We start from the raw sequence: 18,426 nt of genomic DNA, 5'->3' as shown, positions 1-18,426 counted from the left end.
TAGATAAAAGCAAACTGATAGATATCCCCCCCAGATAATCTTATAAAAAAAGGGATATCTTATTTAAGTAATCGTTTTTATGAAGGAAAACGCTGGTAACCTAGTAAAAAAATAAAATGCTATTGGTTTTTCAACGCCTTAGTAATTTTTTCAAATAGATTAGCGGAAAGATTATCTAACTGTTTTAACTGTGTTAACGCCTGATACATCAGATTTTGACGTGTTTCATCATAGCGTCTTAGACGAATCAACTGCTCTATCAAACGAGAAGCAACCTGCGGATTGCTGCTATTTAAAATAATTAACATTTCCACTAAAAACTGATAGCCAGTACCACCCTCAGCATGAAACGCTGTCGGATTCTGCGCAACAAAAGTTCCAATCAGGGCACGTACTCGATTAGGATTCTCCATACTAAATGTCGGATGAGTAAATAAAGTACGTACTGTTGACAAAACATTTTTAGCTGGACTGGTGGCTTGTAGCATAAACCATTTATCCATTATCAAACCATCATGACGCCAACGCTGTTCAAACTCTGCCATCAGCTGTTGACAACTCGGTAATTGGGCCGCTACCGCAGCACTAAAAGCCGCCATCGTGTCAGTCATATTATTAGCCTGATAATATTGCTCGGTGACATACTTATTCGCTTGTTACTTATCATGGCCAAAAGCCAGATAAAATAAGCATCTATTTCGCAAAGAATGTTTGGCAATATTCCCATGATCGATTCGATACTCGGTCATTTTATTGGCATAATAAACGGCAACAAATTAAGCCGCCATTTCATTGGCAAATTTTTGGATAATAAAGTTAATAACATTATGGATAGCTATCGCATCGATGATAGCAACCCACTCAGCGACTTCATTTTCTGAAGGTAAAGTAAATAGCTGCGCTTTTAAAGCCGGATCACAGGCTTCATCAAGTAAAACAGATTTGAATGCATCAATAATATGCTGCGGCAATATTAAATCTTCCCGCTGCTGTTGGCGTACGACATTCTCTTTAATATAAATCGATAGTAGTGATTGCGCAGCATCCCAACGAGCAAAATCATTACTGGCATATTGCATCAATAATGCTAATTGCTCATCAGTGTATGAATAATCCAATTTCACCGGCGCGGAAAATTCACGCAGTAATGAAGGTATTGGCGGCGAATTAACCTGATCAAAAACAAAAGTTTGCTCAACCTTAACCACATTAAGCACGGAATGCACAGCACGACCACTATGCTGTAATGGAATTACATTACCTTGCGTATCATACAGCTCAATATCTAGCGGTATATGTAATGGTAATTTTTCTGCTTGATCTGACGTTGGTGCTGTGATTTGACTAATATGCAATAAATATTGCTGTTTTTCTGCTAAATATTCATCTCTGACCGTCACTAAAGGTGTACCCAATTGGCTATACCAACGACGAAAGAGAGTCAAATCAATATTAGAGGCGTCTTGCATCGCTTGCACGAAATCATCACAGGTTGCGGCACTACCATCATGGCGGGCGGTATAGAGTTTCATACCTGCCTGAAACTGTTCTTCGCCTAACAGCGTGTGCAACATCCGAATAACTTCCGCCCCTTTTTCATAAACGGTTAAAGTGTAGAAGTTGTTCATTTCTATTACTTTTTCCGGACGAATAGGATGCGCCATCGGACTGGCATCTTCTGCAAATTGGTGCGCGCGCATCAGACTGACATTTTCAATCCGATTTACCGAACGAGAACCCAAATCAGAACTAAATTCTTGATCGCGAAAAACGGTTAACCCTTCCTTCAGACTTAATTGAAACCAATCTCGGCAAGTAATACGATTACCCGTCCAATTATGAAAATATTCATGACCAATCACCGCTTTAATATTCAGATAATCCTTATCCGTTGCCGTTTCTGTTTTGGCCAACACATATTTGGCATTGAAAATATTGAGTCCTTTATTTTCCATCGCTCCCATATTAAAGCAATCAACGGCCACTATCATATAGATATCTAAATCATATTCGTAGCCAAAACGTGTTTCATCCCAACGCATGGCATTTTTCAAAGAGACCATTGCCCAGTCAGCCCGATCAAGGTTACCCTTATCGACAAAAAGTGCTAACGTAACATTACGGCCACTTTGGCTAACATAATTATCATAAAGAACATCAAAATCACCTGCTATCAGGGCGAAAAGATAACTTGGCTTAGGGAAATGATCTTGCCATTTTACCCAATGACGGCCATCGTTTGTTTCTCCTTTGTCAATCTGATTACCATTGGAGAGCAAATACGGATAGCTGGATTTATCGGCGATAATACAAGTTGTAAAACGTGCTAACACATCTGGTCTATCTAAATAATAGGTAATATGACGGAAACCTTCTGCCTCACACTGAGTGCAAAGAACATCAGCTGACACATAAAGCCCTTCTAATACAGTATTTTTTAGCGGATTTATTTCATTAACTACCTTCAGAACAAAAGTATCAGGCACTGATTCAATAATCAGTTTTCCTGCCTCTTCACGATAAGCTGTCCACGGTTTATCATCAATATGAATAGTGTGCAAAATCAGGTTTTTGCCATCGAGTATCAACACATTAGCCTGTGAATTTAATCGTTTTACTCGGCTAATGGCAGTGACAATGGTGGTTGCAGGATCAAGCACAAAATCCAATTCAATATCGGTAATGGTGTAATCAGGCACCTGGTAATACTGACGATATTTCTCTTGTCGCTGTTGCGTCATAGTAAATTGTTACCTGTATCAATTATTGTTATGTTTCAATATGGTCAATTATTTGGCAATAATGATATCTTAAAACCTCTTTCTTTTGATCATAAATCATACCTATGATTAATATTCAATCCGTTTGGTCTTTTATTAACATGTTATTTATTGCTGCAAAAAACTCTGTGATATAAAAATAATTTGATAATATCAAATAGATGATTAGAATTTTTTATAACTACGCCAGAAATATATATGCAACGGCCTTCACTCTTACTAGCATCAACAGGTATACTCTGGCATATTTTATCTTTAAGTCTAGAGTAATGCTTCCGCGAGGATAGCTAACGCATTATGAATTTAGATGCACCACCTATCATTACATCACTGCTAGATACTGATGCTTATAAACTGCATATGCAACAAGCCGTCTTTCATCACTATAACCAAGTATCGGTTGTGGCAGAATTTCGTTGCCGTAGTGATGAACGACTTGGTAACTATGCTCAGGCTGTACGCCAACAAATAGATTTAATGGCAAATATTGCATTAACGCCAACTGAATACTGCTATCTGCGTGGACTGCCTTTTTTTAAAGCTGATTATCTCGATTGGTTAAAGAATTTTCGCTTCAATCCGACGCAGGTTAATGTTTATACCACGCAAGAAAATCAGTTAGCGCTAAGAATTAGTGGTCCATGGCGTGAGGTTATTCTTTGGGAAGTACCTCTATTAGCCTTAATCAGCGAACTGGTCCACCGCGATCGCTCGCCCAATGTAACAACCGAAGATGCCATTGAACAGTTACATAAATTGATTAAGCATTTTTATCAAGACGCAACAACACAAAACATTGATTTAGCTAATTTCAAATTAATGGATTTTGGTACTCGCCGACGTTTCTCTCATGCGGTGCAATACGCTATTGTCAATGAGCTCAAAAACCATTTCCCTTATTTTACCGGTACAAGTAATTATAAGCTGGCACAACAACTCCAGCTTAAACCTGTTGGCACCCAAGCCCATGAGTGGTTTCAAGCTCACCAGCAAATTAGTGCTGAACTCGCTAATAGCCAGCGCGTGGCGCTGCAAAGTTGGCTGGATGAGTATCCCAATCAATTAGGCATTGCACTAACAGACTGTATTACGATGGATGCTTTCCTGCGCGACTTCGATATCACCTTTGCCAATCGTTATCAAGGATTACGGCATGACTCGGGTGATCCATTAGAATGGGGTGAAAAAGCAATTAGTCATTATAAAAAGCTGGCTATCGATCCGATGAGTAAAACGCTGGTTTTTTCAGATAACCTTGATTTACAAAAAGCATTGATCCTTTATAAACATTTTTATAAACGTATCAATCTTATTTTTGGTATTGGAACCCGTTTAACCTGCAATCTCCCTCAGGTTAAACCGCTTAATATTGTGATTAAATTGGTTGAATATAATGGTAAACCCGTCGCTAAATTGTCTGATAGCCCAGGAAAAACCATCTGTGATGACGATGAATTTATTGTTCGCTTAAAGAAAGCTTTTGATATCCCAAGTACAACGAAGCGGATTGATAACAAACCTAACTGATTATTATGGCAAGTTATTTTATCGATTGTTGCAGCAGGATAAATTAAATTCTTATTACAAAGGCCTTTTTATCTGGTTATTCCCATTTTAAACTTGCTATTTTTACTTGTTTCTTACGCGAGGAAAAGTAACATAAGGCCTTCCCCAATCGGGACCAACTTTAAACAACTAAATATCAAAAGAGAGTATTTTATGAACATAGCGCCTGTAGTCGAAGTACTACAAGGCCGTGTAGCGGTAGGCGAAGAAGTAACCGTTCGTGGCTGGGTACGTACAAGGAGAGATTCAAAAGCCGGTTTCTCGTTCCTCGCCGTCTATGACGGTTCCTGCTTTAATCCATTACAGGCTATTGTAAATAATGAACTAGATAATTATGGAACCGAAGTTTTACATCTGACCACCGGTTGCTCGGTTGAAGTAACCGGGATCGTGAAGTCATCAGAAGGTCAAGGCCAAAATTTTGAATTATCTGCCACTCAGGTTGTTGTGGTCGGTATGGTGGAAAATCCTGATAGTTATCCAATGGCTGCTAAGCGTCATAGTGTCGAATATTTACGTGAAGTGGCACATCTGCGTCCACGCACCAATCTTATCGGCGCCGTTGCCCGTGTTCGCAATACGCTAGCCCAAGCTATTCATCGTTTCTTTCATGAAGAAAGCTATCTTTGGGTCTCAACCCCCATTATCACCGCCTCCGATACCGAAGGTGCCGGTGAAATGTTCCGCGTCTCAACATTAGATTTACAGAATATTCCGCGTACTGAAAAAGGGGATATTAATTTTGATAAAGACTTTTTTGGTCGGGAAGCATTTCTAACCGTATCCGGTCAGCTAAATGGCGAAGCTTATGCCTGTGCATTAAGCAAAATTTATACCTTTGGCCCAACGTTTCGCGCAGAAAACTCTAACACCAGCCGCCATTTGGCTGAATTCTGGATGGTTGAGCCTGAAGTCGCTTTTGCCGACTTGAACGATATCGCCAGCCTGGCCGAGAAAATGTTAAAATATGTCTTCAAAGCGGTTTTGCAAGAACGCCATGATGACTTAACCTTTTTTGCCGAACGGATCGATAAAGACGTCATCAACCGGTTGGAAAAATTTGTTGCTTCGGATTTTGCTCAAGTTGACTACAGCGATGCTATTAAAGTGTTAAAACAGTCGGGTCAATCCTTCGAAAATCCAGTGGCTTGGGGTATTGATCTCTCTTCTGAGCATGAACGTTATTTAGCTGAGCAACATTTCAAAGCACCCGTAGTGGTCAAAAATTATCCAAAAGATATCAAAGCTTTTTATATGCGTCTGAATGATGACAATAAAACTGTTGCTGCCATGGATATATTAGCGCCAGGTATTGGCGAAATTATTGGTGGCTCTCAGCGTGAAGAGCGATTGAATAAATTGGATGCCCGGATGGAAGAAATGGGACTTAACCAACAAGATTACAGCTGGTATCGCGATCTGCGCCGTTATGGTACCGTACCCCACGCCGGATTTGGACTCGGATTTGAACGCCTGGTCGCTTATGTCACTGGCGTACAAAATATTCGTGAAACCATTCCATTTCCTCGTACTCCACGTAACGCAAGCTTTTAAATATTTAATCTTAAAAAACGAATAAATATTATAATGATAACTGGCCAGTATACCCCTGGCCTTTTTATTTTTAATTATGATAAATAGCAAAAAGTTCCCTTTTATTTATATTTTGAAACATATTATTTCCTTTTGTTACAGTTGTTGTATTTTTGTATCATTTTTAGGGTAGATAAAAATATTTACCAATGGAACACTGGACGCAGAAACGAGACGACACTAAACTCTTAAAGATAGTTCCCAATGGTTGAGAATTTATTTTTGGCAGTGGTAGGTGTCCGAATAACACCAATGAGGGTAATAATAATGATAAAGCGCAATATTCTTGCAATAGTTATCCCGGCGTTGTTAGCTGGTACAGCAAACGCAGCTGAAATCTATAACAAAGACGGCAAAAAACTGGATCTATACGGTAAAGTTTACGTTCGTCACTTCTTTGTCAAAAGCAGTGAAGGCGATGATTCGCGTGTTCATCTTGGTATAAAAGGTGATACTCAAATCTCTGATCAGCTAACTGGTTTTGGTCGTTTCGAATGGGAAACTAAAACCAACAGAAGTGAAGCTGAGAACGAAAACACAAACCGTCTAGCTTATGCCGGTTTAAAAATTGCTGACTTTGGTTCATTCGACTATGGTCGCAACTATGGCGTTCTGTATGATGTCAACGCTTGGACTGACGTTTTGCCTCTTTATGGTGCAGACTCTATGTCTCAGGCTGACAGCTACTTGACTGGCCGTAACCGTAACCTGTTAACTTACCGTAGTACTGATTTCTTTGGTCTGGTCGATGGCTTAAACTTCGCCCTACAGTATCAAGGCAAAAATACTTCGAGTAATAAATCAGGCAGCTCAAATTACCTGAAAAATAATGGTGACGGTTTCGGTTTAGCGGCTAACTACGATATCGGCTGGGGCGTTACATTGGGTGCCGGTTATGCCAAATCTAATCGTGGCCTGACTGATGCGAAAAAAACCGAAAGCGGCGCTGGCGGTAATAGTGCTGAAGCCTGGAACGCAGGTATCAAATATGATGCTAACAACCTGTATCTGGCAGCGATGTACGGCGAAACCGTTAATATGACTCGTTTTGGTAATGGTAAAGTAACTGCTGATAATCCTACCGGAACGCTAATCGCTAACAAAACTGAAAACTTTGAATTGGTTGGTCAGTATCTGTTTGACGAAATCGGTCTGAAACCATCTATTTCTTATGTACAGTCTAAAGGTAAAGATTTACCACCAGGTACTGATAAGCAAGATTTAGTGAAATACGTTTCTCTAGGTGCTTTCTACTATTTCAACAAAAACCTGACCGCAGTTTTTGATTACAAAATTAACCTAATCAATGGCAACAATGGCTTTGCTGATAAATATGGTATTGGCAGAGACAACCTTGTTGGTTTAGGTTTAGTTTACCAGTTCTAATTATCGCTTAGCGGTGATTTAAACAGTAAAAGTGAAAACGTAAATTAGAAAAACAGCGCTAAAGCGCTGTTTTTCGAATTTACGTTAATTGGTAAAATATTGTTACCGGCAAAACAATATCAACCGAATCTAATATCATAAGTTTGCCTTATTTTTACCTCAGAGTGTTAGCAAATCATTTTCATCGAGTTAACCTGAGATCCCTCGATTACCAAATCACAATTGAGTCATTGGAATTATAAATATGTTGGAAAATATTATTGCTGATCCGCGTAAACAAAAAATCAATTTAGGTATTGGTGTTTACAAGGATGAGTCAGGGAAAACCCGCATTTTTTCTTCCGTCAAAAAAGCAGAAAAATATCTGTTAGACAACGAAGTGACTAAAAATTATCTTGCTATCAGCGGGATAGCCGAATTTGCCACCGTTAATCAAACCTTAATGTTTGGCAACAACCATCCAATAATTGCCGAAAACCGAGCTCGCACTTCACAGACGCCAGGCGGCACCGGTGCATTGCATATTGCTGCTGAATTTATTGCTAAACAAACCTCTGCCCAACGCGGCTGGATCAGCCAACCAACCTGACCAAATCACCAGAATGTATTTAAAGCGGCTGTCCTGACATGTTGTCATTACAATTACTATGATGCTGAAAAGCATAATCTGGATTTTGCTGGCATGTTAAGTAGCTTAGAAGATGCAAAACCTGGTGATGTATTATTGCTACATGGTTGCTGTCATAACCCGACCCGCATCGACCCAACACCAGAACAATGGGAAATTTTGTCTACTCTGGCAGCTGAAAAAAACTTATTGCCGGTTTTTGATTTTGCCTACCAAGGTTTTGCTAAAGGCCTGGACGAAGATGCGCAAGGTTTACGTATTTTTACCAACAAAAAACCTGAAATCATTATTGCCAGTTCCTACTCGAAAAATTTTGGCTTATATAATGGACGAGTTGGTGCCTGTACAATTGTTGCCAATAATAGTGATCAAGCAGAGCGAGCCTTTAGTCAAATAAAATCGATTATCCGAACAAACTATTCTAATCTTCCAGCCCACGGTGCAGCCATTGTTACCACGATTTTATCCGATGAATTACTAAAGAAAGAGTGGATCGAAGAGCTGACAACCATGCGGCAGCGCATCCAACGTATGCGACAGCTATTTGTAAATACATTACAAGAAAAAGGCGTTAAGCAAGATTTTAGTTTTATTAGTAAACAAAACGGTATGTTCTCTTTTAGTGGTCTTAATGAAGAACAAGTAACTCAGCTACGTGAAAAACATGCTATCTATGCAATTGTTCAGGTCGTATTAACATCGCTGGCTTAACGTTAGAGAATATGGTTCCTTTATGCAAAGCTATCATTGACGTATTATAAAGAAACAAACTGTTAATTCAGACAGTTACCGATTAGGCCAATACCCTAATCGGTTTTTATTATTAAAAGCCTAACGGCGAAATTGTGGTAACTGAATAAAACTAGCCTTGTAAGAAGGGATTAAATTGCCGTTCAGCCGCCAAATTAGACATTGGCCCATGACCGGGAATAAATTGATAATCATCACCAAGGGGCAAAATTTTTGTTTTAATTGAGTGGATTAATGTTGCATGATCACCTTTAGGGAAATCAGTGCGGCCAACACCACCCTGGAAAAGTACATCTCCCATAGAAATGATCTTATCTGCATGATTAACAAAGATAATATGTCCAGGCGTATGGCCTGGGCAATGTAGAACAGCCAGTTTAATGTCAGCAAAAGTAATTTCATCACCATCTTGCAAGTAGCGATCTGGCGTAAAGTCCGGACATTGCGCAACACCAAACATTTGGCTTTGAATTGCCAATTCGTAGATCAAAAATTCATCTTCTTTTTGCGGACCATAAATTGGCACCGAGAAATACGATGCTAACTCAGCACAGCCACCAACATGATCAAAATGACCATGGGTTAATAAAATATACTGTAAATTTAATGAACGCTTTGTAATTTCTGCAATTAATTTTGCTACTTCACCACCCGGATCAACAATAACGGCATCCAAGCTCTTTTCATCCCAAATTAGCGTACAATTCTGCCTAAAATCGGTTACAGGAATAATATCAAATTTCATATGGTAGTAAGTCCATTATTTAAATAAAAATTTATTTAATAATCTAATAGCTTACCATTTTCTGACCGGTCCTGTATCAATATGGACAAAATTACTATTAGGATAATAGCCTACTCCGCCTGCTCGCATTTTTAATGCTGCTTTGCGAATAAAGATAAATGGGTATCCTACCTGGAATATTAATATAACGTGTGTCACCTAGCTGAAGCGCACCATCAATACGCTGTTGATCCCAACTAGTTAGCGCCAGTAAAATTGATGCTAACACTGATGCCTTATTTACTCGCACACAACCGGAGCTAATTGAACAATTTTGCCGATTAAACAAACTATGGTTAGGGGTATCATGTAAGTAAATTGCATCAGAGCTTGGCATGTTAAATTTATAACGGCCAAGAGCATTGGATGGCCATGGTGCCTGGCGTACACGATAGGGGAAGGATGAAGACGAGATGGCATTCCAGTTAATTGAATAAGGATCAATAGGATAGGCATCACGCTCCCAACCGGATAAAACCGTAAAGCCTCGGCGAGCAAAATAACCAGGATCTCTTCTGGCTTGAGGCAAGATATCTTTACGAACCATGCTAACAGGAACATTCCAGGGTGGATTAATCACAACACTATTAAGTTCACTGCTCATTATCGGGGTTTTACGATCAGGACGCCCAACAATCACTTTAGAATCTATAATTAATTGATTATTTGAGTAAAAATGTAATGTATAAGACGGAATATTAACTAACATACCAGAACCGCTTTCATTGGGAATAATTCTTAAGCGTTGGATATTAATCGCCAATAAACCAGCCCGATCGGTAGGTGAAGTATTTAACCATTTTAATGTTGCGTTACCAATAATACCATCCGGTTCTAGTCCATACATTCGCTGAAATTGTTTAACCGCATCACCTAATAATCCATCATAGCGACGACTATTTTGATCGGTAAGTGGATCCTGCGATAACAAGCCATTGCGAGTCAAAATTTCACTTAAGGAAACAAGATCATTGCTTGCTTGGCCTGGCTTTAAGAGACTAGCCGTATTTATTTTAGGCCATATTTGTTGATCTGATAAATAAGCCAACATCTTCGTTCTCATCGGTAAGTAAGAGGCGTGTTGTGGCGCTAATGTTTTCAGCCAACTGGCTAATTGCTTAGAATTAACCGCAGTTTGCCACTGAGAAACGGCACCCACAGTCGGCTCACGAAGTTGATAAGGCGTTTTTTGATATAACCAATCTTTACCATTAAATTTTACATTACATATAAAATATAAATAACCCAACATAGCATCTGACAAAATAATATCTCGTTCCATCTGATTGTGTTGTTTATTTTTTACTAATAGGGATAGCCATTTACCAAACTGAGGCTGAAAACCGGCCAACGCTAATTCTGCTAACTGCTGCTTAAATTAGCTTTGTTGAATAAATCGAACTTTTAGGTGATTGGCGGAGCTGATCGCTAAATTCGTTTCAACATCAGGTCCCCATGTCAAAGCAAAAGTTTAAAATTACCAACTGGCCCGCGTACAACAAGGCACTCAGACAACGCGGTTCCCTGACGGTCTGGCTTGATGAGTCGGCCATCGCTGGATGGACTGACAGTTCTTCGCCTGAAGGTCGTGGCCGGCCGCTTTACTACAGCGATATGGCTGTTACCACTGTCCTGATGATGAAGCGTGTGTTTAACCTGTCGCTCCGGGCATTACAGGGCTTCGTTGATTCGATTTTTAAACTCATGTCTTTGCCGCTGTGCTGTCCGGACTACTCGCTGGTCAGCAGACGAGCAAAGAGCGTCAACATCAGCATAAAAACGCCAACGCGTGGTGAAATCTCGCATCTGGTCATCGACAGTACCGGTCTGAAGGTCTTTGGCGAAGGTGAATGGAAAGTCAGGCAGCATGGGGCTGACAGACGAAGAGTGTGGCGCAAGCTTCATCTGGCAGCAGACAGTGTGACTCATGAGATTATCTGTGCCGACTTATCGCTCAGCGGAACGACAGATGCGCAGGCACTGCCGGGCCTGATTAACCAAACCCACCGGAAAATCAGGGAAGTGTTAGCAGACGGTGCTTATGACGCCTGTTACTGCCACGACGCGTTGCTAAGAAAGAAAATCAGGCCCCTTATCCCGCCGCGAAGCGGAGCGAAATACTGGCCGGACAAGTACCATGAACGTAACCATGCGGTGGCGAATCAGCGTCTGAGCAGGAGTAATGATATGTGGAAAAAGAAAGTGGGTTATCACCGGCGTTCAGTGGCAGAAACAGCGATGTTCCGCATAAAAACTTTGCTGGGTGGCCATCTGAGGCTGCGTGACTATGAGGCTCAGGTAGGTGAAGCAATGGCGATGGTCAAAGCGCTGAACCGTATGACGTTGTTGGGTATGCCACACAGCGTCAGGATCGGATAACAGCTGTAGCAGAGGGAGCCATCCTGGCGGCTAATTCTGATTTATTCAACAAAGCCTATTGATGAGTAAAATTATCTTTGTGTCTGGTGGATATATTAGAGTTGAGTAATTAAAGTGAGATGAGAATGCAAAAGCCAACCCTTTTTAGCAAAATGGCAGGTGAAGATAAGGAGCATTGCCCTAAATGTCAAAGTGAACTTATTATTCTAAATGGGGGCTATGGGCCTTTTGTAGCTTGCTCTAACTATCCTAAATGTGATTATGTTTGGCCATTAAAACAAGCAGCAGACAGCCAAATAATTAAAGAATTACTGGATTATTTTTGTCCCAAATGTGGGCATAATGTGGTGTTGAAGCAAGGACGTTTTGGTATGTTTATTGGTTGCAGTCATTATCCTAAATGTGAACATACAGAGTTAATTGATAAACCTGATGAAAAATTAATTGGATGTCCACAGTGTCAAGGTGGTGAATTACTGCAAAGAACGTCACGTTTTGGCAAAGTATTTTATGGTTGTAATTGTTATCCTAAATGTCAATTTGTGCTGAATGCTAAACCAATTTCTGGTAAATGTTCTTTCTGTCAGTATCCATTATTAATAGAAAAAAAGATTTCACAAAATATGAAAATATTTTGTGCAAATAAATTATGTAATAAACAGCAGTAATAAAAATAAATGGAATAAATTGGTATGGTTGATGAAATATCCCCTTCATTTCGGAATATTATTTTAGCGCTAAATGAAGGTAAAATTATAGCCTATCCGACAGAAGCTGTTTTTGGCCTCGGATGTGATCCTGATAACGATAAAGCAGTCCGTAAGTTATTATTATTAAAACAGCGTTCATGGAAAAAAGGACTAATTTTAATAGCTGGAGACTATAAACAATTAACACCTTATATTGATGATAATAAATTAACTAATTTACAAAAAGAAATGATGCTTTCAACAGGTTCTGAGGCTATAACTTGGGTAGTGCCCGCTAGAAAAGACATACCAAAATGGTTAACAGGAAAATTTGATTCACTTGCGGTTCGTATTACAAATTTTGAATTAATTAAAAAGCTTTGTTTTTTATATGGCAAACCATTGATTTCTACTAGTGCTAATTTAAATGGATTATCACCATGCAGAACAAAAGAAGAAGTTATTGCTCAGTTTAATGGCCAAGTATCCGTTTTAGAGGGTTCTGTTGGAGGACGTAAGAATCCATCTGAAATTCGAGATATAATGACAGGTCACTTGTATCGAAAAGGGTAATGCAAATGGAAGAATTTGCGGTATTTGGAAATCCAGTAGTACATAGTAAATCACCACTTATTCATAAATTATTTGCTGAGCAAACTGGTATTAAATATGACTATGGAAAAGTGCTAGTTCCTTTAAATAAATTTGAAGAAAAATTAGATGATTTTTTTTGTCGAGGAGGAAAGGGAGCAAATATTACTTTACCCTTCAAGGAATTAGCCTACCATAAAGTTGATGAATTAACTGAACAAGCTCGAATATGTCGTTCAATTAATACTATCAAGAGGTTAGATGATTATAGACTACTTGGTGATAATACAGATGGAATAGGTTTAGTTTTAGATCTTGAGCGTTTGCGCTTTATTGAAAAGGCAATGCATATATTAGTAATTGGTGCTGGTGGTGCAGCACGTGGTGTTATAGCTCCTATTTTAAATTATGGCTGTCGAATAACGATTACGAATCGAACATTTAGCAAAGCAGATAAACTAGCAAAACAATTTTCTGCTATAGGGCATATTAATTCATTGATGTTGGAGTCTATTCATTTCGCTGAGTATGATTTAGTGATTAATGCAACATCTTCAGGTGTTGCAGGGGATGTTCCTGCTATTTCATCCAATATATTTAAGCAAAATGTTTTTTGTTATGACATGTTCTATCGATTAAATGAAACACCATTTTTAACATTAGCGAAAACCCACGGAGTATTAAAATATGCTGATGGTATTGGTATGTTAGTCGGTCAGGCGGCTTTTGCTTTTAAGCTATGGCACGGTAAATTACCTGATATTTCATCTGTATTACAGCGATTAAAAGAAAATGCTGACATAAATTATGTTGGTATATTATACGGAAAAAATAATAACGATATCAGGTAATAATTAAGGATAGAATCTTTAATAATACACTTATAAGTAATTATTTTTCCAATTGTCATAATTAGTTGCGGACTGAACTAAGCCTTGGCTTTGTTGAATAAATCAGAATTAGCCGACAGGATGGCTCCCTCTGCTACACCTGTTATCCGATCCTGACGCTGTGTGGCATACCCAACAACGTCATACGGTTCAGCGCTTTGACCATCGCCATTTCTTCACCTACCTGAGCCTCATAGTCACGCAGCCTCAGATGGCCACCCAGCAAAGTTTTTATGCGGAACATCGCTGTTTCTGCCACTGAACGCCGGTGATAACCCACTTTCTTTTTCCACATATCATTACTCCTGCTCAGACGCTGATTCGCCACCGCATGGTTACGTTCATGGTACTTGTCCGGCCAGTATTTCGCTCCGCTTTGCGGCGGGATAAGGGGCCTGATTTTCCGGTGGGTTTGGTTAATCAGGCCCGGCAGTGCCTGCGCATCTGTCGTTCCGCTGAGCGATAAGTCGGCACAGATAATCTCATGAGTCACACTGTCTGCTGCCAGATGAAGCTTGCGCCACACTCTTCGTCTGTCAGCCCCATGCTGCCTGACTTTCCATTCACCTTCGCCAAAGACCTTCAGACCGGTACTGTCGATGACCAGATGCGAGATTTCACCACGCGTTGGCGTTTTTATGCTGATGTTGACGCTCTTTGCTCGTCTGCTGACCAGCGAGTAGTCCGGACAGCACAGCGGCAAAGACATGAGTTTAAAAATCGAATCAACGAAGCCCTGTAATGCCCGGAGCGACAGGTTAAACACACGCTTCATCATCAGGACAGTGGTAACAGCCATATCGCTGTAGTAAAGCGGCCGGCCACGACCTTCAGGCGAAGAACTGTCAGTCCATCCAGCGATGGCCGACTCATCAAGCCAGACCGTCAGGGAACCGCGTTGTCTGAGTGCCTTGTTGTACGCGGGCCAGTTGGTAATTTTAAACTTTTGCTTTGCCATGGGGACCTGATGTTGAAACGAATTTAGCGATCAGCTCCGCCAATCACCTAAAAGTTCGATTTATTCAACAAAGCCGTTAATCATATGTCAAAGATCAGTTAACTAAACCTATGAAAAAGAATTTGTTTTTTTTGTGTAAGTGATCACGTAAATGATGGTGTTTTATTTTCGATTTGTTATTTATTAATTATTCTATTTGAATTGTTTTAATTGATGGTTTTTATGAAAAAATTTTATTTTAATCTAATGAGCTAATATGTTGATTTTTTTATAGAGAAATAAAAACCTTAAAAAACATATTGTTTATAATTGTTTTCATTATTATGGTAATCCTTGTAAAATAAGGATTGATTGAAACATTTATTTTATATTTAAGTAAACAGGAGTTAATGCGGATGAGCTATACATTACCTTCCCTGCCTTATGAATATGGGGCACTAGATCCACATTTCGATGAAAGGACAATGAAGATCCATCATACCAAACATCACCAAACATATGTCAATAATACTAATGATGCGTTAAAAGATTTTCCTGAGCTTGCTAAACTTGATATAGATGATTTAATTCAAAATTTAGATAAGGTGCCTGCCGATAAGCGTACTTTTTTACGCAATAATGCAGGTGGGCATGCCAATCATAGTATGTTTTGGAACGGTTTGAAAACAGGTACTGAACTAAAGGGTGAGTTGAAATCTGCGATTGAACGTGATTTTGCTAGCGTTGAGAATTTTAAAGAAATCTTTGAAAAAGCAGCAGCCACTCGTTTTGGTTCCGGCTGGGCGTGGTTAGTATTGAAATCGGATGGAAAGCTGGCGGTTGTTTCGACAGCTAATCAAGATAACCCATTAATGGGGGAATCTATTTCTGGTGTTTCCGGTGATCCTATTTTAGGGCTTGATGTTTGGGAACATGCTTATTATCTTAAATATGAAAATCGTCGCCCTGAATATATTAAAGCCTTTTGGTCAGTTGTTAATTGGGATGAAGCGGCAAAACGTTTTGCAGGAAAAGTAAACTAGCATTGACTTTATCTGTTTGTTTATTATCAATGTTAGTGGTGCCAGATTATTTACTGGCCTACTAATATTTTTTAATGACCAATTAAAATTATAGTAATGAAAACAATTTTAACTCTAATTAATTATATATAAACAAATAAAAGAAACTGTTTGTTTCGCTAAATGGTATTTTGTTATCTATATCATTAAGGCTTTGTTGAATAAATCGAACTTTTAGGTGATTGGCGGAGCTGATCGCTAAATTCGTTTCAACATCAGGTCCCCATGTCAAAGCAAAAGTTTAAAATTACCAACTGGCCCGCGTACAACAAGGCACTCAGACAACGCGGTTCCCTGACGGTCTGGCTTGATGAGTCGGCCATCGCTGGATGGACTGACTGTTCTTCGCCTGAAGGTCGTGGCCGGCCGCTTTACTACAGCGATATGGCTGTTACCACTGTCCTGATGATGAAGCGTGTGTTTAACCTGTCGCTCCGGGCATTACAGGGCTTCGTTGATTCGATTTTTAAACTCATGTCTTTGCCGCTGTGCTGTCCGGACTACTCGCTGGTCAGCAGACGAGCAAAGAGCGTCAACATCAGCATAAAAACGCCAACGCGTGGTGAAATCTCGCATCTGGTCATCGACAGTACCGGTCTGAAGGTCTTTGGCGAAGGTGAAAGGAAAGTCAGGCAGCATGGGGCTGACAGACGAAGAGTGTGGCGCAAGCTTCATCTGGCAGCAGACAGTGTGACTCATGAGATTATCTGTGCCGACTTATCGCTCAGCGGAACGACAGATGCGCAGGCACTGCCGGGCCTTATTAACCAAACCCACCGGAAAATCAGGGAAGTGTCAGCAGACGGTGCTTATGACGCCTGTTACTGCCACGACGCGTTGCTAAGAAAGAAAATCAGGCCCCTTATCCCGCCGCGAAGCGGAGCGAAATACTGGCCGGACAAGTACCATGAACGTAACCATGCGGTGGCGAATCAGCGTCTGAGCAGGAGTAATGATATGTGGAAAAAGAAAGTGGGTTATCACCGGCGTTCAGTGGCAGAAACAGCGATGTTCCGCATAAAAACTTTGCTGGGTGGCCATCTGAGGCTGCGTGACTATGAGGCTCAGGTAGGTGAAGCAATGGCGATGGTCAAAGCGCTGAACCGTATGACGTTGTTGGGTATGCCACACAGCGTCAGGATCGGATAACAGGTGTAGCAGAGGGAGCCATCCTGTCGGCTAATTCTGATTTATTCAACAAAGCCTATCATTAAATAAATATATTAATAAAATAAAGATTGATATTTGTTTTAACTATTTATTTTTATTAATTTTTAAATTTATTCTTAATGTCAATCTCCCTCGAGTTTTAGGAGGGAGAAGAGCATTATTTTTTTATAGGACTAATAAAACCTATCGCGTCATAAACTTTACTAAGGGTTACTTGAGCGCTAGCCTCTGCTTTGCTAGCACCTTCAGACATAATGTCATTCAATAGTTTTTCGTTATTACGAAATTCATCAAAACGGCTTTGAATATTTATTAGCATATCTGAAACAGCTTCAGCAACGGTGTTTTTAAGATCGCCATACATTTTTCCGGTAAATTGTTTTTCTATATCATAGGTAGATGTGCCTGTTACACCAGAAAGGATATCTATCAGATTAGAAATACCCGGTTTGTTTTCTGTCTCATAATAAATTTGCGGTGGCTCGTCAGAATCAGTAAGGGCACGTTTTATTTTTTTAGCCGCTGATTTAGGGTTTTCTAATAAAGTTATTACATTATTGCGGTTATCATCTGATTTTGACATCTTTTTTTGTGGTTCTTGTAGAGACATAACCCGCGCTCCTTTTTCAGGAATAAAGGGATCGGGTACAGTAAATATTTCACCATAGAGCGAATTAAAACGTTGAGCAATATCGCGGCTTAATTCTAAATGTTGTTTTTGATCAATACCAACCGGGACTTGGTTTGTCTGGTAAAGTAAAATATCGGCAGCCATTAATACTGGATAATCAAATAATCCAGCATTAATATTTTCAGCATGACGGGTTGATTTGTCTTTAAATTGTGTCATGCGGCTTAATTCACCAAAATAGGTATAACAGTTAAGCGCCCAACTAAGTTGAGTATGTTGCGGAACATGGGATTGAACAAAAATAATACTTTTTTTAGTATCAATACCACAAGCTAGGTATAAGGCTAATGTATCAAGCGTACGTTTTCTTAATTCTTTGGGGTCTTGACGAACTGTAATGGCATGTTGATCAACAATACAATAAATACAGTCATAATTATCTTGCATGTGAACCCATTGGCGTAATGCGCCAATATAGTTGCCGATGGTTAATTCCCCAGACGGTTGAGCCCCACTGAATACAATAGGCTTTTTGTCGGTATTAGTTGAATTTATAGGGGGTGTATTCAT

General features: G+C 39.7%; 13 protein-coding genes and 4 pseudogenes. 10 read left to right on the top strand and 7 right to left on the bottom strand.

What is annotated here, in order from left to right; genetic code table 11:
* Positions 1-119: 119 nt before the first annotated feature.
* A pseudogene (gene pepN, locus E3U36_RS01165) lies at positions 120-2,741 on the bottom strand (aminopeptidase N).
* A 336-nt stretch (positions 2,742-3,077) separates the two neighbouring features.
* Between pepN and pncB the strand changes: the two are divergent.
* The 4 genes and pseudogenes from pncB to E3U36_RS01145 all read left to right on the top strand — a co-directional run bounded on the left by pncB (position 3,078) and on the right by E3U36_RS01145 (position 8,714).
* Entirely contained in the window at positions 3,078-4,307 is a 1,230-nt protein-coding gene (gene pncB, locus E3U36_RS01160) for a nicotinate phosphoribosyltransferase (protein WP_180816828.1), read from the top strand.
* Between the two features lie 192 nt (positions 4,308-4,499).
* Complete coding sequence (asnS, locus tag E3U36_RS01155) at positions 4,500-5,900, top strand: asparagine--tRNA ligase (protein ID WP_180816827.1); 1,401 nt, start codon at positions 4,500-4,502, stop codon at positions 5,898-5,900.
* A 306-nt stretch (positions 5,901-6,206) separates the two neighbouring features.
* Entirely contained in the window at positions 6,207-7,325 is a 1,119-nt protein-coding gene (locus E3U36_RS01150; protein WP_304488603.1) for a porin, read from the top strand.
* 244 nt (positions 7,326-7,569) lie between these two features.
* A pseudogene (locus E3U36_RS01145) lies at positions 7,570-8,714 on the top strand (amino acid aminotransferase).
* A gap of 101 nt (positions 8,715-8,815) precedes the next feature.
* Here the strand turns inward: E3U36_RS01145 and E3U36_RS01140 are convergent.
* From E3U36_RS01140 to E3U36_RS01135, 3 genes and pseudogenes are all read right to left on the bottom strand, one after another.
* Positions 8,816-9,448: an MBL fold metallo-hydrolase gene (locus E3U36_RS01140; RefSeq protein ID WP_180816826.1), complete on the bottom strand. Its 633-nt coding sequence runs from the start codon at positions 9,446-9,448 to the stop codon at positions 8,816-8,818.
* A 51-nt stretch (positions 9,449-9,499) separates the two neighbouring features.
* Positions 9,500-9,601 (bottom strand): annotated as a pseudogene (locus E3U36_RS12420) (YcbK family protein); the annotation flags it as partial.
* A gap of 43 nt (positions 9,602-9,644) precedes the next feature.
* Positions 9,645-10,847: pseudogene (locus tag E3U36_RS01135) on the bottom strand (L,D-transpeptidase family protein); the annotation flags it as partial.
* Positions 10,848-10,942: 95 nt separating this feature from the next.
* On the opposite strand from E3U36_RS01135, the gene E3U36_RS01130 reads away from it, so the two are divergent.
* The 4 genes from E3U36_RS01130 (at position 10,943) to aroE (ending at position 13,997) form a co-directional block, all read left to right on the top strand.
* Complete coding sequence (locus E3U36_RS01130) at positions 10,943-11,866, top strand: IS5 family transposase (protein ID WP_180816824.1); 924 nt, start codon at positions 10,943-10,945, stop codon at positions 11,864-11,866.
* Between the two features lie 125 nt (positions 11,867-11,991).
* On the top strand, positions 11,992-12,534 hold the full coding sequence (locus E3U36_RS01125) for a topoisomerase DNA-binding C4 zinc finger domain-containing protein (protein ID WP_180817485.1): 543 nt from the start codon (positions 11,992-11,994) through the stop codon (positions 12,532-12,534).
* A 24-nt stretch (positions 12,535-12,558) separates the two neighbouring features.
* Complete coding sequence (tsaC, locus tag E3U36_RS01120; RefSeq protein WP_180816823.1) at positions 12,559-13,128, top strand: L-threonylcarbamoyladenylate synthase type 1 TsaC; 570 nt, start codon at positions 12,559-12,561, stop codon at positions 13,126-13,128.
* Positions 13,129-13,133: 5 nt separating this feature from the next.
* Complete coding sequence (gene aroE / locus E3U36_RS01115; RefSeq protein WP_180816822.1) at positions 13,134-13,997, top strand: shikimate dehydrogenase; 864 nt, start codon at positions 13,134-13,136, stop codon at positions 13,995-13,997.
* Positions 13,998-14,139: 142 nt separating this feature from the next.
* Here the strand turns inward: aroE and E3U36_RS01110 are convergent, their stop codons facing one another.
* Positions 14,140-14,994 (bottom strand): IS5 family transposase, encoded by an 855-nt coding sequence (locus E3U36_RS01110; protein ID WP_180816821.1) that lies wholly within the window; start codon positions 14,992-14,994, stop codon positions 14,140-14,142.
* Positions 14,995-15,383: 389 nt separating this feature from the next.
* On the opposite strand from E3U36_RS01110, the gene sodA reads away from it, so the two are divergent.
* Positions 15,384-16,016, top strand: a complete 633-nt coding sequence (gene sodA / locus E3U36_RS01105; protein WP_180817484.1) for a superoxide dismutase [Mn] — start codon at positions 15,384-15,386, stop codon at positions 16,014-16,016.
* A gap of 118 nt (positions 16,017-16,134) precedes the next feature.
* Here sodA and E3U36_RS01100 read toward each other — a convergent pair whose 3' ends face one another.
* Positions 16,135-16,287: a hypothetical protein gene (locus tag E3U36_RS01100; protein WP_180816820.1), complete on the bottom strand. Its 153-nt coding sequence runs from the start codon at positions 16,285-16,287 to the stop codon at positions 16,135-16,137.
* Here E3U36_RS01100 and E3U36_RS01095 point away from each other — a divergent pair.
* A complete protein-coding gene (locus E3U36_RS01095; RefSeq protein WP_180816819.1) occupies positions 16,281-17,204 on the top strand; it encodes an IS5 family transposase in 924 nt (307 codons plus the stop codon). The two genes, E3U36_RS01100 and E3U36_RS01095, sit on opposite strands and share 7 nt — an antisense overlap.
* Positions 17,205-17,382: 178 nt before the next feature.
* On the opposite strand, the gene trpS is transcribed toward E3U36_RS01095, so the two are convergent.
* Positions 17,383-18,426, bottom strand: coding sequence for a tryptophan--tRNA ligase (gene trpS / locus E3U36_RS01090; protein ID WP_180816818.1), 1,044 nt, complete (start codon positions 18,424-18,426; stop codon positions 17,383-17,385).

The organism is Arsenophonus endosymbiont of Aphis craccivora (genome assembly GCF_013460135.1).
Lineage (GTDB): Bacteria > Pseudomonadota > Gammaproteobacteria > Enterobacterales > Enterobacteriaceae > Arsenophonus > Arsenophonus nilaparvatae.
The sequence above is the reverse complement of the archived record's forward strand: the minus strand, read 5'-3'. Positions and strand labels throughout refer to the sequence as shown.